Genomic DNA, 25,054 nt, shown 5'->3' with positions numbered 1-25,054 from the left:
GACGAGATCGCGTCAGGGCACCAGCACGGCCCGGCCATGGATCTTGCCAGCATTGAGGTCATGCAGCGCCTGGTTGGCGTCGGCGAGCCGGTATTCCGCCGTCGCCAACTCGACCAGCCCGCGATCGGCCAGCGCCATCAGCTCGGTCAGTTCGGCCCAGGTGCCGACCAGATTGCCGATGATGTTGCGTTCGGAGATGATGAGGTCGACCGCCGGGATCTTGATGTCCTCGCCATAGCCGACAATGTAGTAGCTCCCCATGGGGCGGGTCATGGCCAACCCCTTGGCAGTGGTGCCTTTTTCACCGACGAAGTCGATCACCGCCTCCGCGCCGGCACCGTCGGTCAGCGCCAGCACGGCCTCGACCTCGTTGCCGTCGGCCTTCACGATCTGGTCGGCGCCGCTCTTGGTCGCCAGCGCCAACGAGGCATCTGACTTGTCGACGACGATCACATCGGCGGCGCACATGGCCTTGAGACACTGGATGCCGATGTGCCCGAGGCCACCAGCGCCGATGACGACGCAGCTCTGGCCCGGCAGCAGGTGGCGGGTGGCCTTCTTCACCGCGCGATAGGCGGTGAGGCCGGCATCGGCATAGGGCGCCACTTCCTTCGGCGTGAGCGAGCGCGGCAGCGGGACGATGTTGCGCTCCGACGTGCAGATGAACTCGGCATAGCCGCCATTGCAGTCGAGGCCGGGAAAGCTGCCGGAGCCATGCATGTCGAAGCCGCGGCGGCAGGCGAGGCAGGTGCCGCCGGTGATCTTCGGGTGCACGATCACCGGATCTCCCTTCTTCAGCCCCTCGACCTCCTTGCCGACCTCCTCGATCCAGCCGGCATTCTCATGGCCCATGATGAGCGGCAGCAGCTTGTCGCCGGTAGGGTCCATATGCGGCTTCCACACCCCCTCGATGATGTGGAGATCGGTACGGCAGACGCCGGCGCCGCCGATGCGGACGATGACATCGGTGGATTTCACGATCTTTGGGTCGGGCACGTTCTCTTCCGCCACCCAGATGTCGCCGGAGAGACTCGTGTCGTAGTTTTTCAGCACCTGCGCCTTCATGGCGTCCTCCCTTTTTCGGCACCGCATGGCGTCGCCGTCGAAGGATCCATCGCAGCAAATGTGCCACGCGCTATTTGTTCATGTCCGCAAGGCTTTACTGCACATGCGAAGGCTTTTGCGCGTTCACAGCCTGAACAGGACCACTCATACAGTGTCCAGTTTCTGGATATTGCCTTCGCTCTGTTTTGCGCCGACCCTGCCACAAACGACAAGAACAGACGAGGATAGCGCCAATGCCGCCCCCATCCTCCGCCCCACGCTCCCCCGACGTCCAAGCGCGCGTCGCGCGGGAGGTGGGCGCGCGCCTGCCCGGCGGCGTGCTTTCGCCGGAGATCGCCCGCAGCTGGGAGCGCTGCCTCGCCGGCGGGCTCGACCCGACGCGGCGGCCGGAAGAGGCGGTCATCGCCTTCGCCGACGTGCGGGCCCGGCGTGAGGAGCAGGCGCTGCTGCGCCGTCTCGCCCTGGCGCAGATGCAGCTTCTCTATGAACAGATCGCCGGCTCGAATTTCATGATCGCGTTCGCCGATGCGGGCGGCGTGGTCCTGGATGCGTTGAGCGACCCGTCTTTCGCCGACAGCGAGGCCGGACGCTCCATTGTGCCGGGCAGCGTATGGCTGGAGGGTGGGCGCGGCACCAACGCGCTCGGTCTCGCGCTCGTGGAGCAGGCACCGGCCTCCATCAATGGGCGTGAGCATTTCTTCGCGTGTCACGGCCATCTCAGCTGCGCGGCCGTGCCGATCTTCGACCCGGCGGACCGGCTGGTGGGGCTGCTCGATGCGTCGAGTTCCAATGAAGCACGCCAGCAGCACACCCACGCGCTGGTCCGGATGGCGGCGGCAGCGGTTGAGAATGGGCTGATCGTCAATGGCCGGCCGGATGTGCTGCTGCTCGCCCTGCATCCGCGGGCCGAATATCTCGACACGCTGTCGGCCGGCCTCGTGGCGCTGTCGCCGGACGGTGAGCTGGTGTCGATCAACCGCGCCGCGCGGGGCCTGCTGGCCGGGCTGGACATCACGGCCGGGGGCGCCTTCGACACCCTGTTCGAGCCCGATTTGGGCGTCGTGGTCGACGAGCTGCGCCGCGCGGGCGTCGCCCGGGTCCGCGACCGCGCCGGCAGCCTGCTTTACGTCGCGTGCCGGCGCTTTGCCGCGCCGCCCCTGCGGGTGAGCCCGCCAACGGCGGCGCCTCGCCTGCCGATGCCGACGCCCGTGCCCCCCGCCGCATCGCCCGACGCCTTCGTCTGCGAGGATGCGCTTCTGCTGCGGCGGATGCGCGGTCTGGCGGCCGCCACACGCGAGCGGCTGGCCGTTCATATCCATGGCGAGACCGGCACCGGCAAGGAACTGATGGCCCGCCATGTCCACGCGCTCAGCGGCCGAAGCGGCGCGTTCGTTCCCATTAATTGCGGGGCCGTGCCGGAATCGCTGTTCATCGCCGAACTGTTCGGCCATGACCGCGGCGCCTTCACCAATGCGCGCAACGAGGGCGCGCCGGGGCTCATCCGTCTGGCCGACCGGGGGACGCTGTTCCTCGACGAGGTGGGCGACATCCCGCTCGCCGCGCAGACCGCGCTGCTGCGTTTCCTCGACACGATGGAGGTTCGCGCGCTGGGCGGCGGCAAGGCCGCGACGCTTGATGTGCAGATTGTGTCCGCCACCAATCGGGATCTCGCCGCCGCCGTCGCCGCGCGCCAGTTCCGGGCCGATCTCTACTACCGGCTCAATGGGCTCTCCATTGAAATCCCGCCGCTGCGCGAGCGCGGCGATTTCCATGCCATCGTCCGCCATCTTCTGGCCCGGCAGGCGACGAAAGTCGCGATCGACGACGCGGGAATCGAGCGCCTGCGCCAGCGGCCCTGGCCGGGCAACATACGCGAGCTGCAGTTCTGGCTCCGCCGCGCGGCGATCGAGACCGACGGCGAGGGCGAGGGGCTCACGCCGCTATCCTGTGAGGACGGCATCGACGACGGCGCCCCCACCTGCGCGCATTGTTCCCCTCACGCGCTGAGCCGCGATCGTTGCCGACGGATCCGAGAGACCTTTGCGGCGACCGGCGGCAACATCCAGCAGACCGCGCGCCGGCTCGGCATCTCCCGCACGACGGTGTACAAACATCTGGAAGTCGGCTGACGGCCGCGTGCCGCCGATGGCGCCAATGCCTCGCCTTTATCGAACATTCCCTATGCCGCGACGCCGGCTCGTCCCGGCGGCCGATGCCCCCGCCCGCCTGTCGACCTTGGGGCCCGCGTCAGCAGATGCGCGGCAGCTGGTCGCCGACCAGCATATCGACGATCCGCTCCCCGCCGAAACGGGTCTCCATCACCACCCGCCCGGGCCGCGTCTCGACGATCCGGCCGATCGCCCGGGCCTCGCGGCCAAGCGGATGCGCCCGCAGGGCGGCAAGCCCCGCCCCGGCCTCTTCCGGCGGCACCACCGCGACAAGCTTGCCCTCATTGGCGAGATAGAGCGGATCGAGCCCGAGAATCTCGCAGAAGCCGACGACCTCCGGGCGCACCGGCAGGTCCAGCTCGCGCAGCCGCACTCCGACGCCGCTCGCTTCCGCCAACTCATTGAGCACGGCCGCTACCCCGCCGCGCGTGGCATCGCGCAGGCTTCGGGTCCCCGGCGCGGCGTCGAGCAGCACACTGACTAGGCCATGCAGGGGCGCGCAGTCGCTTTCGATGGCGCTCTCCAGCGCAAGGTCGCCGCGCGCGTTGAGGATGGCCGCGCCGTGGTCGCCGAGGAGACCGTTCACCAGCACGATGTCACCCGGCCGCGCCCGGCCGATGCCGATATGTGCGCCTGCGCGCACGACGCCGATGCCCGTCGTGGTGACGAAGAGCTTGTCACAGGCGCCGCGCGCCACGACCTTGGTGTCGCCGGTGACGATCGGCACCCCCGCCGCCCGCGCCGTCTCGGCCATGGAAGCGGCCACGCGCCGCAGGATATCAACCGGCAACCCTTCCTCCACGATCACGGCGCAGGACAGCGCCACGGGCTTGGCGCCGCCCACAGCGAGATCATTGATCGTGCCGCACACGGCAAGCGTGCCGATGTCGCCGCCGTGAAAGAACAGCGGATCGACCACAAAGCTGTCGGTGGTGAAGGCGAGCCGGTCGCCGATGGTGGCGAGCCCGGCCAGATCGAAGCGCGCCTGATCCTCCAGCGGCGCGTCGGAGCTGGTGAAGGCCGCGATGAAAACCTCCTCGATCAGGTCACGCATGGCGCTGCCACCACCGCCATGGGCAAGCGTGACGGTGGCCGGCAGCGTGCGGCGCGCGGGGCGAACATGCGGGTTCATGCGGCACCTTCGAGGTGGGGCTGGCGTATGCCGCCATACTGGTAATAGGCCGCGCAGGAGCCTTCGGAGGAGACCATCAAGGCGCCGAGCGGGGTCTCGGGCGTGCAGGCCGTGCCGAACATCGGGCATCCCCAAGGCTTGAGCTTGCCGGTCAGCACCTCGCCGCAGCGGCAGGACGCCGGATCGCCGACGCTGATCTCGGGCACGGCAAAGCGCCGCTCGGCGTCGAAACGCGCATAGCGATCGCGCAGCCGGACGCCGGAATGCGCAATAGAGCCGAGCCCGCGCCATTCAAAGGTCTCGCGCGGTTCGTAGACCTCGGCGACAGCTTCCATCGCCGCCCGGTTGCCGGTGTCCGGCACCACGCGCGCATATTGGTTCTCGATCCTCGCCACACCGCTCTCGAGCTGGCGCAGCACCATCAACAGCGACTGCAGCAGATCAAGCGGCTCGAAGCCGGAAACCACCATCGGCTTGCCGAACTCTTCGGCGATGAAGCGGTAGGGCTCGGTGCCGATCACCATCGACACATGGCCCGGCCCGATGAAGCCGTCAATGCCGAGATCCTGCGTCTCCAGCAGCGCTCGCAAGGTCGGGATGATGGTGATGTGGTTACAGAAGATCGAGAAATTCCCCACGCCCTCGCGCGCGGCGCGCCTTATGGTCAGCGCGGTCGAGGGCATGGTGGTCTCGAAGCCGAGGCCGAAGAACACCACTTCGCGGTCGGGGTTGCGGCACGCCAGCGCCAGCGCGTCGAGCGGGGAATAGACGGTGCGAATGTCCGCCCCCTCGGCCCTGGCGGTCAGCAGGCTCTTGCGTGAGCCCGGCACGCGCATCGCATCGCCGAAGGTGGCGAAGATGACCTCGGGCCGCTCGGCAATCGAGACGCAGTCGTCCACGCGCCCCATTGGCAGCACACAGACCGGGCAGCCGGGACCGTGGACGAACTCGATGATATCCGGCAGCAGCCCTTCCAACCCGTAGCGGAAGATGGCGTGCGTGTGCCCTCCGCAAACCTCCATGACAGCGAAGGGCCGCTCGCGGCCGCGTTCCATGCGAGCGGCAATGGTCTCGATCTCGCGGATCACGACGCGGGCAAGGGCAGGATCGCGGAATTCGTCGACGAAACGCATGGCGTGCGTCCTCCCTTCAGGTTGCCGCCGGAATGACGGGGGACGACGGCAGATCGACACTGCCGGTGCGGATGGCCTCAAGCTCGGCCTCCGCCTCGCCGATCTCGGCGAGCACTCTCAGCGTCGCGGCCGCCTCTTCCTCATCGATCAGGCTCATGGCGAAGCCCACATGCACCACCACCCAGGCGCCGACGAGATCGGCGAGCGGGCGGCCGGGCGTAGCGACGCAGACGACGTCGACCGCCCGTCGGACGCCTGAAACATCGACCGTGGCCAGCATGGCGTCCTCATCGACGATCGCGACAATGCGACCGGGAATGCCGAGGCACATGGTTTCCTCCTCAATGGCTGCGCCCGAACGCATCGTCACGGGCAATGCCGTAGCGTTCGAGCTTGGCCCGCAGGCCGACACGGGACAGGCCGAGTTCCTCGGCGGCGCGACTCTTGTTCCAGCGGCAGCGCACCAGCGTTTCCATCAGGATAAGCGCCTCCATGCGCTCGATCCGATCCTTGAGCGGGCCGCTGTCCCGGATCGCCGTTTCAGTCGGCATGGCTTTGGTGGAGGCGGCGGCAGCCCCATGCACGACATGCGGCGACAGGAGGTCGGCGCCCAAATGCTCGCCGGAGGCCAGAACCAGCATGCGCGTCACCTCGTTCTGCAATTCCCGGACATTGCCGGGCCAGTCATAGGCCTCGATGCAGCCTAGTGCCTCGGCGGTGAAGCCTTTCGCCCGCTTTCCATGAGTGGCGCAGAGATGGTCGAGCAGCCGCTGCGTCAACGCCCGCAGGTCGCCGCGCCGCTCCCGCAGCGGCGGCAGGGTCAGGGTCAGCGCCGTCAGGCGATAATAGAGGTCCTCGCGGAAACGCCCGGCCCTGACCTCGCAGGCGAGGTCACGATGCGTGGCCGCGAGCACCCGCACATTGACCCGCTTGACCTCGTTCGAGCCGACAGGGCGGATCTCGCCTTCCTGCAGGAAGCGCAGCAGCTTGACCTGGAAGGCGGGTGTGATGTCGCCAATCTCGTCGAGGAGCACCGTGCCGCCATCCGCCTGGTCGAGCAGGCCGATGCGTTGGGTGTGCGCGCCGGTGAAGGCACCCTTCTTGTGGCCGAACAGCTCCGATTCCAGCAATTCGTCCGGGATAGCCCCGCAGTTCACGGCGAAGAATGGCTGCTCCGAGCGCAGGCTGGAATAATGGATGGCGCGCGACAGCAGCTCCTTGCCGGTTCCGGTCTCGCCGAGAATGAGCACCGGAATGTCGAAGGTCGCCACCTGCGCCGCCTGCCGGCAGATCTCGTTGAGCGGACTGTCGGGCGCGCGGACCAGTGTGTCGAAGTGGAAATTCGCCAGCACCTTCTCGTGCCGCTCCAGCACGCGGGCCTGGGCCGCAGGCGCGGCCAGCTTCAATTCCAGCGAGAGGCGGTCATGGTCGCGCTGGAGCTGGTAGAGCCGTGTCGCCCCCTGAGCGGCCAGCAAAAGTTGGTCCGGATGCCACGGCTTGGTGATGAACTGGTGGATGCCCGCATCGTTGATCGCACCGATCATGTCAGTGGGATCGGTGTAGCCGGTCACAATCATGCGCACGACCTCCGGCCAGCGCGCGCGCACCTCGGTGAGCAGGTCGACACCGGAGCGCTCGGCCATGCGCTGGTCACAGAAAATCGCCTGGATCCACTCGTTCTCGAGGATCTTGAGCGCCTCGGCGGCGCCCAGCGCGGTGTGAACGTCGAAATCCTCGCCGAGCACGCGCGCGATCACCTCGACCGAACGCGGCTCGTCGTCAACGACGAGGATACCGGCGCGCGTCGCGGTCACGTCGTCGCCTCCCCGTTTGCGCCCCAGGCCTGCCCGGCGCTGGCGCGCAGGGCCTGCGCCCGCCTCTCGGCTTCCGCCGCCAGCGTGCCGAGAAGCTGGCGCCGCTGGTCAGCGACCCAGTCGAGCCAAGCTTTGAGGCCGGGCACGCCACGGCTCGAACACTGCAGGATCGCAGCCGTCGGGTTGACGCGGGCGATGTTGCGCTCGATGGCGGCCATGTCGATGTCGAGATGCGGCAGCAGGTCGACCTTGGTGACAAGGACGAGATCGGCCGTCTCGAAGATATTGGGGTATTTGAGCGGCTTGTCCTCGCCTTCCGTCACGGACAGCAATGTCACACGGCGCGTCTCGCCGAGGTCGAAGGCGGCGGGGCACACGAGATTGCCGACATTCTCGATGAACAGCAGCCCGCCCGGCGGCAGCGGCAGCTCATCCAGCGCATGGCCGACCATATGGGCATCGAGATGGCAGCCCTTGCCGGTGTTGACCTGCACCGCAGGGGTGCCGGTGGCGCGGATCCGCTCGGCGTCATTCTGGGTCTGCTGGTCGCCTTCGATCACCGCCGCCGGAACGCGCCCACCAAGCGCCTTCAGCGTTTCAACCAGCAGCGTCGTCTTGCCCGCGCCGGGACCGGCGAGCAGGTTGAGCGCGAACACCCCACCTGCGCCGAACCGCGTGCGGTTGCGCGCGGCGTAGGCGTCGTTCTTGGCGAGGATGCGGTCCTCCAGTTCCACCAGCCGCTGCTCGCCCGGCGTGGCGTGGGCGTGTGGGTGAAGCTCCGCGTGGACAAGTTCGCCATGGCTGTGTGCGTGTCCATGCGTGTCGTGGATATGCCCGTCGTGGACATGCTCGTCGTGGACATGTTCATGGGGATGATCATGGCCGTGGGCAGGGTGGTGATGACCGCCGCCGCCGTTTCGCGCGGCGCCATGGGCGTCGGAGATCAAGACCTCGTCGGGGCCGCAGCCGCAGGTCACGCACATCACACCACCTCCAGATCCTTGATCCGCAAATCCGTTCCACCGTTCGGGCGCAGCCGTCCGCCGCCGCACTGCGGGCAGAGGGCGAGGCGATCCGGCAGGGAAACGGTGGTCGAACAGTCAAAGCACCACGCCGAGCCCGGCTCTTCCAGCACGACGAGCTCCGCGTCTTCGGCGAGCGAGCCGCGCATCACCACATCGAATCCAAAGCGCAGCGCCTCGACCTCGACACCGGCGAACTGGCCGACGCTGAGCCGCACCCGCGTCACCCGGGCGAAACCGTGGTGGCGGGCCGCGTCCCGCAGGGAATCAAGCAAGCTCTCGCAGAGCGCCATCTCATGCATCGCCGCGTCTCTCCCCACGCTCAAAGCTAAGACGCACCGGCACGCAGGGATTGACGGCGGCGACCGCGATCCGCGCCAGCCGAGACGTCTCGTCATTGGTTGGCAAGGCGGCGAGCATACGCGCCAGCAGGCCATCAGGGGCAAGATTCCACGCGCTGGGCGCGAGGATACGGTAATCCACCACGACACCGTCCTCGACGCGCGCGCGATGGGCCAGCAGGCCGCGCGCCGCGTAGGCGAAGCCGATGCCGGGCGGCGGCCGCCTGTCCGGTGCCGGCCCGGCATTCCCGGCAAGACCTGCGAGAAGATCCAGCAGCCGCGCCAGCAGCCGCACGAACAGGCTCATCCCCTCGCGGGCCAGGAGATCGCGGATCAGCGGCGCTCCGCGCCAGCCATCGGCTGCGGTCGTCTCGCGGGCGACGCGCGGAGTGCCGTCCTCCAGCGCCGCGACCACGTCCGCCATGTCCGGTCGATCGAGCTCCACCCGTCCCCAATCGGGATGGAGCGTGTCCTGCAGCCGTCGCATAAGTCGCGCGGTCGGGCTTGCGGCACGATCAAGCCATTTTCCGAACTCGGCGGGGGTCGCCCGCGCCAGATCAAGCTCGCTTGCTGCCACATCGTCGCCAAGCACATGGCGTCGCAAAGCGAGATGGTCCTCGGCAGTCCCTGCGAGCTGACGTAGGGCCGCCCGGTCCGGCGCGCCGCCGAACAGGGCGGGCCATTCGGCAAACACGGCGACGGCGTGGTCGCGCAGGCGCTCACTCAGGCGGTCACGGCACGGCTCCGGCAGGCCGAGAGCGGCGGCGGCCGCCACCGCATGCGCGCCGCCGCACAGATTGTAAACGCGCGGCAGGAGGCCGGCCGCCTCCTCCCGGGAGCGCCCGACCACACAACGCGCGACATCCGGCCCGGCTACCGGCGCAAAGCGCCAGCGCCGGTCCCGGCAGGTCGCGTCGAAGGCGATGTCGAGCGCGGCGAGGCTCATGCCCGCGAACTCCCCGGGGCGGCCGAGCCGCCGCCGAAGATCAGCGCGCGCCGGCTCGGCGCGGCGCGGCGCGTGCCGCCCGCCGTCGGCTCCGGCCCCTTGCCGGCAGGCTCGTCCTCGTCGTCACGCAGGGCCGGGTCGAACAATGCCGCCAGCGCCGCGCGCGCCGTCTCCTCGGCTTGCAGCATCGAGGTAAACTCGAACATTGGCGAGAAGAGCGAACACGCCTTGTAGGGGCCCGTCTCCGGGCGGTTGGCGCCGATGAACTCGTAGGGTCCGGACGGGAAGTCGAGCCGTGTGCGAGCCCCCACCACAAGGCGGCTCCAATCATCCCCAGGGCCGGGAATGAGGACAATGTTCATGAACCAGGGCGTGACCAGCACGCCGATCACCCCACCCTCATGCGGACGGAAACCGATGGCGCGCACGTCCAGCGTCTCATTGACGATGGGCATGCCGCGCATCTGCCCGACATGCACCTCGCGGAACGCAGCCTCGAAACGGCGGGCCACCTCGGCGGCAAGGCCCGTCAGCGGGTCCACAGGCGCCATCGCTTCCGGAGAGGGAACGACCGATGCGGCAAGGCTGGTGCTCCCGGTGGTGTCGACGACCATGAACTGGTCGCGCGCGCCATCGCAGCGCGGGCAGCGCCAATGGTCGGGCAGGCGCGCGAAGGGCGTTCCGGCCGGCACCTGCCAGTAATCGCAGCCCTCGGCAGGATCGTAGATCTGCCAGCAAATCTTGCATTCCAGAACCGCGTCCGGCGGCAGGCGAGCGATATCGCCGAGAAAGGATCCTTCAAAGCGTGGAGCGGCCATCGCCCTAACCCACCGTTTCGAGGATATCGAGGAGGCGCTCGGCGGAATCGGCGAGGTCCTCCGGCGCGGCGCAGGCCACCGCTGGAACGTCGACGATTTCGATCGTGTCGAGGATCAGCGTGTCGGACGAATTGAAGTAGCGCACCCGCCACACGTCGCGCAGCGCCGTCGCCTCGATGCGGCAATTACCGTAGCCGCGCGAGAGAATGACCACGCCGCCTTGCCCCAGCCGGGACTCCAGGGCGGCGATATCCTCCGGCGTTACCGGCAGCAGGGTCAGGTTGATGACATGCGGAAGGGCGTCGGTGCGGCGCTCCCGGCTCTTATGGACGATCTCGGCGAGGATGGCGGGGGCGTTGACGACCCCCGGCAGGCGGGCCGCACCGTCGACATCGACCGGCCATTCCCGCGGAAAGGCGCGGATCAGTGCGCCGCGCGGGAAAGCTCCGATTTCGACCCGCTCGCGGCCCGGCTGGGCGGCGCCGCCGCGCACCCGCCACACGCCGGCAAGCGTCGCCTCCTGGATCTCGATGCGACCGCCCGGCGACTGGACCAGAACCGCCACCTCACCCTCGCCCAGCGTCTCGGCGACGAGCGCTCGGGCGCCCGCCTCCAGCCCCTCAAGCGGCAGGGCGGTGGTCTCGCCGGGTTGAACGCGCGTGAGCGCTTCCTGGATCGCCTTCAGGAACGCGATCGCCGGCAGGGCGCGTTCGGCGTTCTCGATCTCCGGCAGATGCGCCTCATAGGTGCGCATGCCCGAGGGCATCGGCATATAGGCGAGGCCGTCCTCGCCGTCCGGCTGACTGCCGGGACCATAGCCGAGGGGAGGAACGGTGGCGTAGGGCAGAGCCATGGCAGCCTCACGAAAGCGCGGTTGAAAGCGGGGTGGCGGCAAGCGACGATCCGTCCCGGGCCGCCGCCACCAGCGGGGCGAGACGGTCGAGGAATTCGTCCCAATCGCGCATGCGGGAGAGCGAGCCGACGGGCACGCCATCTCGCAGCACGACGATGGCCGGCAGGGCGATTCCCCCGAGCGCTTCACGCAACTGCCGCTCGCAAGCCGGGCCGGCAACGGCGCCGCCATCCGTGCCAAGCGCTGCAGTGAGTTCGGGCAGCACGACCGCGATATCGGGCGTCTCGACATGGCCCCGGCCGTGGGCCGGAAGGAACAGCAACCGCACGCCGGCCGGCCCCTCGCCGGCCGTCTCGCCGTCGAGCCAGGGATAACCCTGCACCTCGATGAGGCGTGCGACCAGCGGATGCAGAGCGGCGGCGGCATCGGGACGAGTGAGGGTCACGGCGTGGTTTCCTCCGGCTTTGAAGCGTGCGGGGCGGCGAGCGCCGCGGCGAGATGCGGCGGCAGCATCGGTTCGCGCCCGGCGAGATCGGCGAAGGCGGCATCCACGGAAGTGGCGTCGCCGCGCATCACCGCCTCTACGGCGGCGAGCGCCTGCGCGATCCGCGCGGCCTCGTCGGCATCCAGAAGGCGACGCCCCGCGCCGAGGAAAACGAGCACATGGTCGCCCGGACGCGCCTCGGGCAGCAGCGAGAGGTCGACGACGTGATGCGCATCGCCATAGCGACAATGCCCGCTCCAGCCGGCGATCGTCTCGATGCGCATGGGGAGGCCGAGACACATGGCATTCACCCGCGCGGCCGGCCGGCGAGCACCCGCGCGTCACCGACGCGACAGGCGGCCTGGGCGCTCGGGCGTCCGGTCTCATAGTCCTCGCGCGAGATGGCAGGTGCCGTGAAACGCTCCCGCGAGCGGCGCGGTGTGGCGACAACGCCGAACTCCTCGACGAGGAGGCGCAGCACAGCCGCGAGCGCCGGCTCGACCTGGGCCGCCACGGCCGGGGTGAGCCCGCCGCCATAATCGTCGAGCCGCTCCGGCTGCACGCCGACGACCAGCAATTGCCGGGGCGCGCGCTCGCGCAGGCGCAGCAGGGCAAGAATTTCCTGGAACCCGGTCTGGTGCAGGCTCACCTTGCGGGTGCCGAGCACCGCCGGAACCTCGTCGTCGCGGAGCAGCTTCAGCGTCGCCGGCGGCAGGCCGTAGTCGATGGCGTCGACGATGATCACGCCCGCCGCGTCTTCGAGATGGGGCAGCAGGTAGAGCCCCTGCGTGCCGCCGTCGAGCACCGACGCATGGCCGGGAAGCTCGTAGCGTTCGTCGAGCGCCTCAATCACCCGGACGCCGAACCCCTCATCGGCCCACAGTATATTGCCGATGCCGAGGACAAGAATGCGATCGTCGTCCATGGGCCGACGCCTCCCGAGCGTGTGTCTCTGTCCCTAGGGTGCGAACGGTCTGCGCCGTTCTTTCGAATGCTTCTTAATTCAAGCCCCGTGCCAAGACAGCGCATGGGAGCTAACCTATTGTTTTATCGCGTAAAAATAGAAGAACTCATCGCATCGGCGCTTCTATGATGGAAGCTTAGTTTCCAGTTTGACCATGAAGCGGAAATCAATCATCCAAAAAAGAGGGCGCAGCCGAAGCTGCGCCCCACACTGGCCGCGCCCCCCGCACGGCCGCCGTCTGAAAGCTGGAAGGAGCCTTCAGTCGGGATCGTCGTCGCGGAAACTGCGATAGCCGTTGGTGATGGCGGAGATCATCGACTGGCGGGACATGATGTCCTCGCGGACCACCGAATAGACATGGATCAGCACGAACAGAATGATCACCCACATGCCGAGATGATGCAGCGTGTGCACCGCCAGGCTGCCGCCGAGCAATGGGATGATCCAGCCGAACAGCGTGTCCTGCCAGGAACCCATGCCTGTCCCCTCCGAATAGAGGGCGAAGCCGGTGCCGATCATGAAAAGGGAGCCCACCACCATCACCCAGAACAAGAACAGCTGGGCGAGCGGATTGTGGCCAACAAACTTCAGCGGCCGCGTCTTAAGGAACATGTACCATTGGATCTCGACAAACAGCCCCCGCCAGAAGCTCTTGCGCCAGAAGGGAAAGGTGAAGAGCTCCCTTGAGTAGCGATTGCCGAGGAAAGCCCAGGCGATCCGACCCAGGAATCCCACGGCGAAGATGTAGCCCGCCGCGAAGTGCAGGAAGCGGATGGTGCCCATGAGGTAATGGGCGCTGGGCTCACCGGACAGAGTGGGCAGCGGCGAGCCGATCAGATAGCCGGTGATGCACAGCACCACGATGGACAGCGCGTTTACCCAGTGCCAGAGCCGCACCGGCGCCTCATAGACATAGAGGGTGGTCAGCCTGCGTCCGGTACCCGCCCGCCCCTCTGGCAGGGGCGCGGCGGCCGGGGAGGGCGGGGAGGCGGGGCCGCTCAGGGCGGAAGAGACGTCGCTCATGGCCACCTCCCTAGCGCACCGTCACCCGCGCCATCTCTTCCCCGTCGGGCGAGATGACATGGGTCGAACAGGCCAGACACGGATCGAAGGAGTGGAGCGTGCGCAGGATTTCCACCGGCTCCTCCGGCCGCTCCATCGGCGTGTTCATCAGCGAAGCCTCGAACGCGCCGATATTGCCCTTGGGATCGCGCGGCCCGCCGTTCCACGTGGTCGGCACCACGCACTGGTAGTTCTCGATCCGCCCATCCTTGATCTTGATCCAGTGGCCGAGGCCGCCACGCGGCGCCGCCACCGTGCCAACGCCCCTGGCCTCCTTCGGCCAGGTGGCGGGGTCCCATTTCTCCACATTGGCGGTGGAGCGGTCGCCCGCCTTGATGTTGGCAATGAGGTTGTCGAAATCGTCCAGCATCATCTGGGCGCAGTAATGCGCCTCCAGCGCGCGGGCGAGGGTGCGGCCAATGGTGGTGGGCAGGGCCTGCTTCGGCGTGAAGCTGGTGCCGGCCAGCGCGTTGAAGCGGCCGAGCGAGTCATCGACCTGCCCCTTCACATAGTCGACGCCCTGGGAATAGGCGAGGATGTAGCGGGCGAGCGGACCCACCTCGACGGCGTTGCCCTTCCAGCGCGGCGCCTTGATCCAGGAGTATTTGGCGTTCTCGTCGATCTGCTGGATGTCGGTGCGGGTGCCCTTGGCGTCGGGACCGAGCTTGTATTGCGGCTCAGTGACGCCGTCCCAGGGATGCAGCCCCTTGTCGGCATCGCCCTCACCATAGGTGTACCAGGAGTGGGTGACGAACTCCTGCACCTGCCCCGGGTCGCGCGGGTCGATGGGGTGCACCTCGGCCCAGTTGCCGTTGAGAATGACACCGCCGGGGAGGCGGTCCGTGCTCTTCTGGCCCTGGATGGACTCGTAGTCGCCATAGTCCATGACGTTGAGCCCGGACAGGCCGCCACCATAGAGCCAGCCCTTGTAGAAGGAGGCGATGGCGATCACGTCGGGCACATAGACGTTCTTGGAGAACTCGAACGCTTCCTGCAGCTTCAGCTTCACGAAATTGAGGCGCTCCATGTTGAGCGGGGCGCCCGCAGCCATGTCGCCGTCCATGTTGATGGCGCAGGGCACGCCGCCGACCATGTAGTTCGGGTGCGGGTTCTTGCCGCCGAAGATGGTGTGAACCTTGACGATCTCCTTCTGGAAATCGAGCGCCTCCAGATAGTGCGTGACCGCCATCAGGTCCGCTTCCGGGGGCAATTTATAGGCCGGGTTGTCCCAGTAGCCATTCTTGAAGAGGCCGAGCTGGCCGCTCTCGACGAACTTCTTCAGCCGGTTCTGCACGTCACGGAAATAGCCGGGGCTGGAATTGGGGTGGTCCGGCCCGACCATCTGCTGGAGCTGCGAGGTCGCCTTGGGGTCGGCCTTCAGCGCATTGATCGGGTTGACCCAGTCCAGCGCATGCAGGTGGTAGAAATGCACGACATGGTCGTGCCATTGCAGCACCTTGGCCATGATCTCGCGGATCAGGAAGGCGTTGTTCGGGATCTTGATCTGAAGCGCGTCCTCGACGGCGCGCACCGAGGCGAGGGCGTGGCAGCCGGTGCACACGCCGCAGATGCGTTCGACGAAGGCCCAGGCATCGCGCGGGTCCCGACCCTTGAGGATCACTTCGAGCCCGCGCCACATGGTGCCGGTGGAGACGGCGTTGCGGATGATGTTGTCGGAATCGACATTCACCTCGCAGCGCATGTGGCCTTCGATGCGCGTGACCGGATCGACGACGATGCGCTTGCCTGATGTGTCGAGCGTGAAGCCGTTTGGCGTCTGGATGGTCATGCCGCCTCTCCCTTGTTGGTGTGATCGGCGGGCGGGCTCTGCTGGTCGGCATCCTTGTGTCGGGCCCGCTTGAGGGCGCTCACTGCGGCGTGCACCGCGATGCCGCCGCCGACGACACCGGCCGCGGCCATGCCCACCCGGTCGGCATTGGCCTCAATGCCGAAGCCGACACCTTTGAGATCCGTCAGGCGTGCATACCAGGACCCCTTGTCCCAGAAGCCATCCTCCGAACAGCCGATGCAGCCGTGGCCGGACTGGATCGGGAAGGAGACGCCATCATTCCAGCGGGTGGTCGAACAGGCATTGTAGGTCGTCGGGCCTTTGCAGCCGACCTTGTAGAGGCAGTAGCCCTTGCGCGCGCCCTCATCGTCGAAGGCCTCGACATATTGGCCGGCGTCGAAATGCGGCCGGCGGTAGCACTTGTCGTGAATGCGCTGGGAATAGAACATTTTCGGCCGCCCCTGCCGGTCGAGTTCGGGCAGGCGGTCGAAGGTGAGCATGTAGGTGATGACGCCGGTCATCACCTCGGCGATAGGCGGGCAGCCCGGCACCTTGATGATCGGTTTGTCGAGGATGACCTCATGCACCGGGGTGGCGCGGGTCGGGTTCGGGCGCGCCGCCTGCACGCAGCCATGCGAGGCGCAGGAGCCCCAGGAGATCACCGCCTTGGCATCCTTGGCCACCTTTTTCAGCTGGTCCACGAAAGGCTTGCCGCCGATGATGCAGTACATGCCATCCTCGTTCAGCGGCGGGTTTCCCTCCACCGCGAGGATGTAGTTGCCCTTGTACTTCTCCATCACCTCATCGAGGATCGCCTCCGCCTGGTGGCCGGCCGACGCCATGAGGGTGTCGTCGTAATCGAGCGAGATCATCGACAGCACGACGTCCTTCGCCAGCGGATGCGCCGAGCGGATGAAGCTCTCCGAACAGCAGGTGCATTCCAGCCCATGCAGCCACAGCACCGGGGTGCGTGGCTTGGTTTCCATCGCATGGGCGATTTCGGGCACGAATTCCGGCCCCAGCCCGAGCGCGGCGGCGGTGAGCGAACAGTATTTCAGGAACGAGCGGCGGGTGATGCCCTGGCGTCGCATCACCTCGTAAAATGTCTCAAGCCCGGCCATGCGGCGGATCCTCCCGATCGATTGCCTCGGCGCACGTCGAGGTGCACCGGCGAGGAAGACATGAGCAATGGCCGTGCCAGACGAATAATTGGTCTAATTCCAATGAGTTGGCATTTATCCTGACCGGCGGAGCGGAAGCTGCAAGATCGCTTTCCATACCGACCGGAAAGCGGCTTACCGCTGCATCAGGCGCGCTGCCGCAACCACGACCTGGCCGAAGGCGAGCCCGCCATCATTGGCCGGCACCTCGGCGGGAATGAGCAACGGGAGCCCGGCCGACGCCAGACGCGCGACGAGATGGTCGAGCAGCACGGCGTTCTGCATTACTCCCCCCGACAGCGCGAGGGCGCGCGCCCCGTGTTCCGCGGCCGCCGCCAGGGCGGCATCGGCGAAGGCCCGCGCCACGCCGGCATGGAAGCGCGCGGCGATCACCGCTCGCGGCTGGCCGGCTGCCAGATCGGTGACGGCGGCACGCCACATCGGTGCCGGGTCGATCGTGGCGAGGCCGTTTTCGGCCACGACACCAGAGGCATAGAAGCCGCCTGTTCTCGGCGCGCTCTCGGCAAGGGCCTCCAACGCCATCGCCGCTTCCCCCTCGAAGCTCAGGCGGCGCGGGGCGAGGCCCAGCAGCGCCGCCATGGCGTCGAACAGCCGGCCAGCGGAACTCGCCAGCGGCACGTTGATCCCGCGCGCGATCATCGCCCGCACCGTCGCGGCCGGCAGCCCATCGAACAGCGCCGGGGAGATGTCGCCCGGTGGCAGCGAAGCGTCGAGATGGGCGAGCAGCACACGCCACGGCTCGCGGCTCGCCACGTCACCGCCGGCGAGCGCAATGGGCCTCAGCCGCGCCAATCGCCGGCTTTGCGTATAGTCGCACAGAAGGATTTCCGCGCCCCAGGCCGTGCCGTCCTCGCCGAGGCCGAGCCCGTCCAGGGCGATGCCGATGACCGGGCCGGCATCCACCGCCCAGCCATTCTCCGCCATCGCGGCGGCGATATGGGCGTGGTGATGCTGGACGCCGATCAGCGGTAGCCCACGCTCCGCCGCCAGGGCGGCGCCGCGCCGGCTGGCGCGGTAATCCGGGTGGAGGTCGACGGCGATGGCCGCCGGCCGATGGTCGAACAGAGCCGCATAGTCGGCGATAGCCGTCTCGAATGCGTCCTGCGTCGTGAGTTCATCGAGATCGCCGAGGTGGTGGGAGAGCAGGGCCCGCCCCGCCGTCGAGAGGCAGATGGCGCTCTTGAGTTCCCCACCAAGGGCGAGCACCGCCGGTGCCGAGGAGAACCCCGGCGGCAGCGGGCGGGGCGCTGGCGCCAGGCCGCGCCCACGCCGCATCACCCGCAAGGCGCCGGCGGCGACCCGCGCCACGCTGTCATCCAGCCGCCGGGCGATGGGACGGTCGTGACCGAGCAGCCCGTCGACGATGCCCTCGAGCCCTTCCCGCGCGTCTTCGTCGCGATAGATCTGCGGCTCGCCGGAGCGGTTGGCGCTGGTCATCACCAGCGGCCGACCGACGGCTTCCGTCAGCAGATGATGCAGCGGCGTATAGGGCAGCATCACGCCAAGCCGCGCATTGCCCGGCGCCAGCGAGGGCGCCAGCGTGGGTGCCAGCCTTGCACCATCACGCCGACGCAGGAGCAGGATCGGTGCGGAGGGACGGCACAGCGCCTCCCATTCCGCCGGCTCCAGCGTGCAGATCTGGTCCAGCATGGCCCGGTCGCGCACCATCAACGCCAGCGGCTTGCCGGGGCGGCTTTTTCGCCGCCGCAGTTCGGCGACCGCCGCCTCATTGGTGGCGTCACAGGCGATATGGAAACCGCCGATGCCCTTGATGGCGAGGATCGCCCCGGCCCTGAGCCGCCGGGCCGCCTCGGCCAGTGGATCGCCGGGAACACGCGCACCACCCATCTCCAGCGCGAGGCGCGGCCCGCAGGCGGGGCAGGCGATCGGCTGGGCGTGAAAGCGCCGGTCGGCTGGGTCGCCATAGTCACGCTGGCATTCGCGACAGAGGTGGAAGCCGCGCATGGTGATGGTCGCGCGGTCATAGGGCAGGCCCTCAACGATGGAGAAGCGAGGCCCGCAATCGGTGCAATTGGTGAAGGGGTAGCGGTGGCGCCGGGCGACCGGATCGCGGATCTCGGCGAGGCAGGCCGGGCGCGCTCGCCGCGATGGTGAAGCCGTCGCAGCGGAACGGCGGCACCGGCCTGCGCTCCACCGCCTCGACACGGGCGAGGGTTGGCGCCTCCTCTGCCAACGCGGCGGCGAAGGCCTCCAGCACCTCGGGCGGCGCGGCGGCGTGGATCGACACCGCGTCGCCGACATTCGACACCTTGCCCTCGACACCAAGCCGGCGGGCAAGGCGCCACACGAAAGGGCGGAAGCCGACGCCCTGCACCAGCCCGCGCACCCGTATCTCCTCGGCCGCGCGCTCGTCTCCTTCCCAGTCTCCTCGCATGGCTTCGCTCAGTGCACCGTGCACACCATGCAGGGGTCGAAGGAACGCACAATGTGCTGCACAGCGACCGGCGTGGTCTCGCCCTGCCGTACCGGCGCGCCCACCAAGGCGGCCTCCAGCGGCCCCGGCACGCCGGCGGCATCGCGCGGGGAGAAGTTCCAGGTCGTCGGGGCGATGATCTGGTAGCCGGCAATGCGTCCGTCTTCGACCCGCAGCCAGTGGCCGAGGGCGCCCCGCGCCGCCTCGGTCAGGCCGGCGGCACGCCCCTCGCGCGGCATCTCGCCTTGGGCGCACCAGGGCGCGCCGGGCTCCAACCGCCGCACCCAGTCTTCCATGGCCAGAAGCGTGCGCGCCGTCTCGATCAGGCGCGCCAGCACGCGCACGAACACGCTGCCGCCGCGCGAGGCGACGAGCGCGCGGATCAGCGGCTGGCCGTCAACCATCTGCCGCGCCACCGCGCCGGTCTCGAAGGGCAGGCCGGCGAGACGTGGCGCCTTGCACCAGCTGTAGCCCGTCTCATCCGTCGCGTCGGGAAAGGTGAAGCCCTCAAAAGGATGATGCGCCCGCCAGCGTCCTTCCATTCGCGCATTGGTGTGGTCTTCGGCGATGGCGTCGGTATCGAGTGCGCCGCGTCCCTCCGGCGTGACGATGCCGCGCGCATAAAGCCGGCCGTCCTCGTCGGGATAGGCGCCGTAGCTCAGGTAGCGATCATAGGCGCGGCCCAGGCCGGCGAGTTCAAGATCCTCCGCAATGGCAAGGAACAGCGCCAGGTCGCTGTCGCCACGGCGCAGTGCGTCCAGTTCCTCCGGCGCCGCCAGCGCGGCAATGCGTGCCAGAGGCACGCCGAACAGCCGCTCCTCCAGTTCCTGGCGCGTCGCGCCAAGCGTCGCCAGCAGCCGCATCTTGTCGCGCGCATCGGCGCCGCGCGTCACGCCGCCGGGCTGGATGGCGAGGGTATGCGGCCAACGTCCGGCGAGCAGGCCGAGCACATGCAGCAATGTCGTTCGCGTCGCCAGCGCCGCCCGCACGGATGTGCCCTGCGCCGCCTTGAAGCGCGCCTCGGCACGCGCGAACCAGGGGTGGCCAGCATAGATGGCACGGGCGAAATCCGGCATGAAGAAGACGTGGAAATGCGTCAGGTGATCGGCGACGTTCTCGGTGGCGACGAGAAGGTTGGTGGCAACCCGCCCGTTCGGCGTCGGTGCCACGCCCTGCACCCCGGCCAGCGCCAGAGCGGCGGCGTGGGATTGCGACACCGAGCAGATGCCGCAGATGCGCGGGGCGATGACCAGCGCATCGCGCGGGTCGCGGCCTTCGAGTATCCGCTCGAAGCCTCGGAAGAGCGGTGAGGTGACGAAGGCCGCCAAGACCTCGCCGCCGGCAATGTCGAGCCGCACTTCCAGGTCGCCTTCGACCCGGTTGAACGGCCCGACCACCAGCCTTCTTGTTCCTGCGTCCACGTCCGCCACGCTCACCGCCGCCTGAGATCGCGCACGGCCGGTGGCGCCACCACGTGGTCGCTGGTGGCGTTGCGCCTCAGCCGGTCAGGCGTTGCCGCCTTGGCGAGGGAGGACAGGGCGACGAACCACGCCTTGGGCATGTCGGTCGGCAGGCCGACGGGAATGCCGGCGATCTTCGGCGTCTCGAGAAAGACGTGGCCGGGCTCCTCGAATTCCGGCGCGGTGCAGTTGATGCAGGCATAGCCGCCGCGCGTGCAGGAGCCTTCGCCGTTCCATAGCCGGGTGTTGCAATCGGCATGGGCCTGCGTGCCGACGCAGCCCAGATGTTCCATCATGCAGCCAAGGTCGGAGAGCTTCTCCGCGCTGGCCTTGTATTCGTAATACTCGTTCCGCGGGCAGCCATGATGCACGAGCTGGTCGGCATAGGAGCGGGGCCGGTTGTAGACGTCGAGATCGTCGGCGCCGAGCAGTCCTGTCGCCAGCAGCATCAGGGTCTCGGTAATCCAGTTCGGATGCGTCGGGCAGCCGGCAATGTTGATGACAGGCAGGCCGCTGCGGGAACGGAACGCCGCGCCGAGCGCGCCGCCGACGCGCCGCCCGTCATATTGCAGGCCGCAGGCGTCGGTCGGGTTCGGTCCCGCCGCCGTTACCCCGCCATAGGCGGCGCAGGTGCCGACGGCGACCACGTTCTGCGCCAGTGCCGCCAGCCTGCGCACCCAGTCGATGGTCGGCACGCCGGTTCCGGCGAGCAGATGGAAGCGCCCGGTATTGTTGGGCCCGCGCAGCATGGCGCCCTCGACGCAGAGCGCATCGAGGCGCAACTCGCCGGAAAGCACAGCCTCAAACAGCGCGAGCGCTTCCGTTCCGGTTTCCTCCGACAAGGTCGGGTGCCAGATAAAGCGGATGCCGGCACTCCCGAGCGTGGCCGCGAGGTCCGGCGCCTCGGCGCAAAGCAACGACATGGTGCAGCCGCCGCAGCCGCCGGACTGGATCCACAGCACGTTGAATCCGTCCATGTTCAGCCCTCCCGCGCCGCCGGCAGGCGCAGCGTCATCACCGCCCCGCCCTCCGGATGATTGCTCGCTTCCAGCGTGCCGCCGTGTTCCTTCACGATGCGATAGCTGATCGACAGGCCGAGACCCGTGCCCTTGCCGATCGGCTTGGTGGTGAAGAAAGGATCGAAAATCCGCGCGGCAATCTCGGGGTCGATGCCCGAGCCGGTGTCTCGCAGCACCAGCACTACCTCGTCCCCGCCGCGCCCCGTGATTTCGAGCCGGCGCACGGGTCGATCCTCCATGGCATCGACGGCATTCTGCACGAGATTCATCAGCACCTGGTGAACATGGCCGGGATGGCCGACCGCCGCCAACCCTTCCGGCACATCGACCACGGTCTCGATTTCAGGCGCGCGCGCCTTCGCCACCCAGTCGAGAGCCGAACGTGCCAGCACGGCGAGGTCGAACACCTCGCGCGCCTCGCGCCGATCGGACGAAAAGCGGCGGAGATCGGCGACAACGTCCCGCACCCGCTCGGCGCCTTCCAGCATGCCGTCCAGCGTGCCCCCCATATTGGCCAGCGTGTGCTGGATCTTCAGTTCCTCGCGCAGCCGGGCCAGCGTCGCCGTAGTGGCGCCGCGCTCAATGGCGTCGATATAGGCGGTCAGCCGACCGCTGTAGCGGCGCAAAGTGTGAGCATTGCCATAGACGAAGGAGATCGGGTTGTTGAGCTCGTGAGCGACGCCGGCCACCAGCCGGCCGAGCGAGGCCATCTTCTCCGAATGGACGAGTTGCTGCTGCGCCTCTTTCAGGCCCTCATGCGCCGCTTCGAGATCCCTGTAAGCCTTGCGCAGTTCGCCGATCGGCCGGCAGACCAGGACAAGGCCGACCGATCGCCCACGGGAATCGAAGCGCACGGCGCCATTGGCGGAGACGGGGAACGAGCCTTCCGGGGTGCGGAAGACGAGCTCTCGGTCGCTTATGCGGGCGCGCCGCTCGACGGCCTCGCGCAAATGGCGGAAATGCGCCGGAGATTCCTCGGCCAGCAAATCCTCGAAGGGGAGCCGGGCGAGATCGCCCGGCGAGCGGCCGAAGGCGCGCTCGGCGGCGAGGTTCACCTGCTCGATCCGGCCCGAAAGGTCGCAGGCGATGAGGATATCCGTCATCGAGGCCATCAGCCCGGCGATGAAGGTCTGCGCCTCTTCAAGCTCCTCGTTCTTCTGCTCGACCGCCACCTGCTGGGTGAGCAGCTCGGCATAGGTCTCGTCCATCTTGCGGATAACGGCGATCCAGGCCTCGTCCGTCTCATCGGCCGGTCGCGGCAGCGGCTTTCCGTAGCGCAGCGCGTCTTCCCGCATGCTCAGCGTCCATTCCGGCGTCCGAAGATCCCCTCATCGCCCCCGGCTCGATCTCGACAGTAAGCCGGCAGAGAAGGAACGGCAACGCATCCCGCGACAACAGGCGATGCCGCTCCGCGCTGTCGGGAAAGGAAGAGCCCGGCCCGCGCCCGACCAGCGCCACATCCTGCGCGATCGGCACGCCCGGATGCCGAAGGGCAGGGTGCTGACGGCCACAGGTGAGGTGGCCGCCGCCCGCACGGCCAGCGTGCGGGTGGAACGGGCCCTGCGGGGCCCCGTCAACCGACAGCGCCAGGGCCGCGTCCAACTGGGCGTGCCGAACGGCCTCGGTACGGCCGCCATGCAAGCCGTCAGAAGCTCGCCTTCAACACGGCGTTGAAGCCGTTCTGAGTGACGCCGTCACCGAACTGGCCGGTATAGGCGATGCCGAGCGTGGTGTTGGCGCCGACCAGCATATCCAGCCCCAGTTCCAGCACCGCGGCATCCTCGGCGATCGGGACGCCGGTCACCGTGAAGGCGTCGGACGACACGAAGGCCTGGCTGACCGCCGGGGTGATGTCGCCGAAGGCATGGCGCCAGCCGAGAACCCCGCGCAGCGTCACCTCGTAACTATCGAAGGTGAGAGCCTTGGAGACGCGAAGCCCCAGCGTGGTGAAGGTGGTGCCCATGTCGGACCCGCTGGAATAAAGCGCGGCCGAACCGCCGCGTTCGGCATAGCTTCCGCTATCGAGGCTGACATAGGCGAGGTTGACATAGGGTTCGAGCGCGGCGAAGGGCGTGTCGATCCGATAGCCCAGTTCGCCGAAGGCCTGCAGCGTGCCCACGTCGTAATCGGCGGTCAGGCTGTCATAGAAGCCCGGGAAGCCCACCGAGCGGGTGGTCGACACGTCCTGCAACGTGTAGGCGACGCCGCTGCGCAGGGCGAGCGGACCCCACACCTTGCCGCCATAGAGACCGATATGCCAGTTCTCGCTGCTGCCGGACGAGGCGCGGTCGGCGATGGAGAAGTCGGTAAAGCTGTAGCCGCCGGCGATGCCGAGGCGCCAGCCATCGGCGATGGTGGCATCGGCGCCCATCAGGAAGCCGCCGGTGGAAGCGTCGAGGCTGGCCGCATTGGCGTTGCCGTCGAACGAGCCCCAATTACCGAAGGCGGCGGTCCACAGGGCGAACTTCTCCGTCGTCGCGGGGGCGGCGACGGCCTTCATCGGCATGGCGAGGTCGGCCGCGACCTGAACCGGCGAGGCGGCACCGTAGCCAAGCGCCGAGCCTGCGCCCTCATAGCTCACCACCGGCGCGGAGGAGGCGCCCACGCCGCCCTGCGCGGCGCGCAGGCGATCGGCCAGCGCCGAGCGGATCAACGAGGATTGCTCCATGTATACGCTCTGCGCGGAGGCATGCAGCTCGCCCGAAAGCTGGTTGTAGGCGTTCGGCACGGCGTCGGCCGGCAGCGACACGATGGCATCGAACACCGGATTGCCCGCGCCGAGTGTCTGAGCCGCACCGGCGACCGCGAACTGGTTCGGCGTGCGGGCATAGGAGGTGAAGAGCGCGTCATTATAGAGCAGCGTCAGGAAGATGTTCTGCCCGTCGGATTCGATGCTGGGCGTCAGGAACGCATAATCGGAGATCACATTGGTGAAGGTGCCCGTGATCGTGCCGGAGCTGGACAGGATGGTGAGGGTCGAGGACGCCGCATAGACGCCGGGCTCGGCGATCACCTCCAGCGTCGCGCCATTGGCGATGGTGACGTTGCCGGTGACGATCAGCAGGTCATGCTCGCCGGTGGGCGTGACATCCACCTGGTAGGTCGACCCCGTCTCCATCTCGAGCGCGCCGTCCACCGTCAGCGTTCCCGGCGAATTGCCAGGGGCAATCGTGCCGCCATTATTTACCTTCGTGCCCTTGACGATACCACTGCCGGCAAGGGTGCCGCCGCTATTTACGACGACGCCGCCCGCCAGGCTGCCATTCACCCGCAGCTTGGCGGGGGCTGAAGGAAGTGAGCTGTAGGTGGCGGCGGAAATGGTTGTGACGCCGGTGTAGGTGTTTTGCGCCGAAAAAACCCATTCGCCAC

At 68.1% G+C, this 25,054-nt stretch carries 23 protein-coding genes; 1 reads left to right on the top strand and 22 read right to left on the bottom strand.

From position 1 onward, the window contains the following. Positions 1-12: 12 nt before the first annotated feature. Positions 13-1,065: an NAD(P)-dependent alcohol dehydrogenase gene (locus A3M1_RS0123615; protein WP_018391464.1), complete on the bottom strand. Its 1,053-nt coding sequence runs from the start codon at positions 1,063-1,065 to the stop codon at positions 13-15. 233 nt (positions 1,066-1,298) lie between these two features. Here A3M1_RS0123615 and A3M1_RS0123610 point away from each other — a divergent pair, with 233 nt between their 5' ends. Then, entirely contained in the window at positions 1,299-3,194 is a 1,896-nt protein-coding gene (locus A3M1_RS0123610) for a sigma-54-dependent Fis family transcriptional regulator (protein ID WP_018391463.1), read from the top strand. Between the two features lie 118 nt (positions 3,195-3,312). On the opposite strand, the gene hypE is transcribed toward A3M1_RS0123610, so the two are convergent. The 21 genes from hypE to A3M1_RS25300 form a co-directional block, all read right to left on the bottom strand. Continuing rightward, on the bottom strand, positions 3,313-4,365 hold the full coding sequence (gene hypE, locus A3M1_RS0123605) for a hydrogenase expression/formation protein HypE (RefSeq protein ID WP_018391462.1): 1,053 nt from the start codon (positions 4,363-4,365) through the stop codon (positions 3,313-3,315). Further along, a complete protein-coding gene (gene hypD, locus A3M1_RS0123600) occupies positions 4,362-5,498 on the bottom strand; it encodes a hydrogenase formation protein HypD (RefSeq protein WP_018391461.1) in 1,137 nt (378 codons plus the stop codon). The genes hypE and hypD overlap by 4 nt, the downstream gene beginning before the upstream one ends. Before the next feature lie 16 nt (positions 5,499-5,514). Then, on the bottom strand, positions 5,515-5,829 hold the full coding sequence (locus tag A3M1_RS0123595) for a HypC/HybG/HupF family hydrogenase formation chaperone (protein WP_018391460.1): 315 nt from the start codon (positions 5,827-5,829) through the stop codon (positions 5,515-5,517). 10 nt (positions 5,830-5,839) lie between these two features. Then, positions 5,840-7,312, bottom strand: a complete 1,473-nt coding sequence (locus A3M1_RS0123590; protein WP_018391459.1) for a sigma-54 dependent transcriptional regulator — start codon at positions 7,310-7,312, stop codon at positions 5,840-5,842. Beyond that, the gene (gene hypB / locus A3M1_RS0123585; RefSeq protein ID WP_018391458.1) at positions 7,309-8,295 is read right to left on the bottom strand and encodes a hydrogenase nickel incorporation protein HypB; all 987 of its coding nucleotides are present in this window, start codon (positions 8,293-8,295) and stop codon (positions 7,309-7,311) included. The genes A3M1_RS0123590 and hypB overlap by 4 nt, the downstream gene beginning before the upstream one ends. After that, positions 8,295-8,636 carry a hydrogenase maturation nickel metallochaperone HypA gene (gene hypA / locus A3M1_RS0123580; RefSeq protein ID WP_018391457.1) on the bottom strand — a complete coding sequence of 114 codons (342 nt, stop codon included), beginning with the start codon at positions 8,634-8,636 and terminating at the stop codon, positions 8,295-8,297. The genes hypB and hypA overlap by 1 nt, the downstream gene beginning before the upstream one ends. Next, positions 8,629-9,621 (bottom strand): nickel-dependent hydrogenase large subunit, encoded by a 993-nt coding sequence (locus A3M1_RS0123575; RefSeq protein WP_018391456.1) that lies wholly within the window; start codon positions 9,619-9,621, stop codon positions 8,629-8,631. The genes hypA and A3M1_RS0123575 overlap by 8 nt, the downstream gene beginning before the upstream one ends. After that, positions 9,618-10,439: a [NiFe]-hydrogenase assembly chaperone HybE gene (hybE, locus tag A3M1_RS25320; RefSeq protein ID WP_018391455.1), complete on the bottom strand. Its 822-nt coding sequence runs from the start codon at positions 10,437-10,439 to the stop codon at positions 9,618-9,620. The genes A3M1_RS0123575 and hybE overlap by 4 nt, the downstream gene beginning before the upstream one ends. A 4-nt stretch (positions 10,440-10,443) precedes the next feature. After that, positions 10,444-11,292 carry a hydrogenase expression/formation protein gene (locus A3M1_RS0123565; protein WP_018391454.1) on the bottom strand — a complete coding sequence of 283 codons (849 nt, stop codon included), beginning with the start codon at positions 11,290-11,292 and terminating at the stop codon, positions 10,444-10,446. Positions 11,293-11,299: 7 nt separating this feature from the next. After that, positions 11,300-11,737, bottom strand: a complete 438-nt coding sequence (locus A3M1_RS0123560; protein ID WP_018391453.1) for a hypothetical protein — start codon at positions 11,735-11,737, stop codon at positions 11,300-11,302. After that, positions 11,734-12,078 carry a HypC/HybG/HupF family hydrogenase formation chaperone gene (locus tag A3M1_RS25315; protein ID WP_051087054.1) on the bottom strand — a complete coding sequence of 115 codons (345 nt, stop codon included), beginning with the start codon at positions 12,076-12,078 and terminating at the stop codon, positions 11,734-11,736. Before A3M1_RS25315 ends, A3M1_RS0123560 begins: the two co-directional genes overlap by 4 nt. Positions 12,079-12,083: 5 nt before the next feature. Further along, on the bottom strand, positions 12,084-12,701 hold the full coding sequence (locus A3M1_RS0123550; RefSeq protein ID WP_018391451.1) for a HyaD/HybD family hydrogenase maturation endopeptidase: 618 nt from the start codon (positions 12,699-12,701) through the stop codon (positions 12,084-12,086). A gap of 297 nt (positions 12,702-12,998) precedes the next feature. Beyond that, the gene (cybH, locus tag A3M1_RS0123545) at positions 12,999-13,763 is read right to left on the bottom strand and encodes a Ni/Fe-hydrogenase, b-type cytochrome subunit (protein ID WP_018391450.1); all 765 of its coding nucleotides are present in this window, start codon (positions 13,761-13,763) and stop codon (positions 12,999-13,001) included. A 10-nt stretch (positions 13,764-13,773) separates the two neighbouring features. Next, complete coding sequence (locus A3M1_RS0123540; RefSeq protein ID WP_018391449.1) at positions 13,774-15,591, bottom strand: nickel-dependent hydrogenase large subunit; 1,818 nt, start codon at positions 15,589-15,591, stop codon at positions 13,774-13,776. After that, positions 15,588-16,712: a hydrogenase small subunit gene (locus A3M1_RS0123535; protein WP_018391448.1), complete on the bottom strand. Its 1,125-nt coding sequence runs from the start codon at positions 16,710-16,712 to the stop codon at positions 15,588-15,590. Before A3M1_RS0123535 ends, A3M1_RS0123540 begins: the two co-directional genes overlap by 4 nt. Before the next feature lie 174 nt (positions 16,713-16,886). Continuing rightward, positions 16,887-18,848: a carbamoyltransferase HypF gene (gene hypF, locus A3M1_RS25310; RefSeq protein WP_245261957.1), complete on the bottom strand. Its 1,962-nt coding sequence runs from the start codon at positions 18,846-18,848 to the stop codon at positions 16,887-16,889. Further along, the gene (locus A3M1_RS27015) at positions 18,769-19,167 is read right to left on the bottom strand and encodes an acylphosphatase (protein ID WP_085930274.1); all 399 of its coding nucleotides are present in this window, start codon (positions 19,165-19,167) and stop codon (positions 18,769-18,771) included. The genes hypF and A3M1_RS27015 overlap by 80 nt, the downstream gene beginning before the upstream one ends. A gap of 8 nt (positions 19,168-19,175) precedes the next feature. Then, the gene (locus A3M1_RS0123525; RefSeq protein WP_157626335.1) at positions 19,176-20,627 is read right to left on the bottom strand and encodes a nickel-dependent hydrogenase large subunit; all 1,452 of its coding nucleotides are present in this window, start codon (positions 20,625-20,627) and stop codon (positions 19,176-19,178) included. A gap of 11 nt (positions 20,628-20,638) precedes the next feature. After that, positions 20,639-21,643, bottom strand: a complete 1,005-nt coding sequence (locus A3M1_RS0123520) for a HupU protein (RefSeq protein ID WP_018391445.1) — start codon at positions 21,641-21,643, stop codon at positions 20,639-20,641. A gap of 2 nt (positions 21,644-21,645) precedes the next feature. Continuing rightward, positions 21,646-22,980, bottom strand: coding sequence for a sensor histidine kinase (locus A3M1_RS0123515; RefSeq protein WP_018391444.1), 1,335 nt, complete (start codon positions 22,978-22,980; stop codon positions 21,646-21,648). Between the two features lie 350 nt (positions 22,981-23,330). Beyond that, positions 23,331-25,054 (bottom strand): autotransporter domain-containing protein (locus A3M1_RS25300; protein WP_018391443.1); only part of this gene is annotated, 1,724 nt, incomplete at its 5' end.

Source organism: Ancylobacter sp. FA202, from assembly GCF_000380205.1.
In the GTDB taxonomy this organism is placed as follows: Bacteria; Pseudomonadota; Alphaproteobacteria; order Rhizobiales; family Xanthobacteraceae; genus Ancylobacter.
Note: the sequence above shows the minus strand (reverse complement) of the source record. Positions and strands in the feature narration are given on the sequence as shown.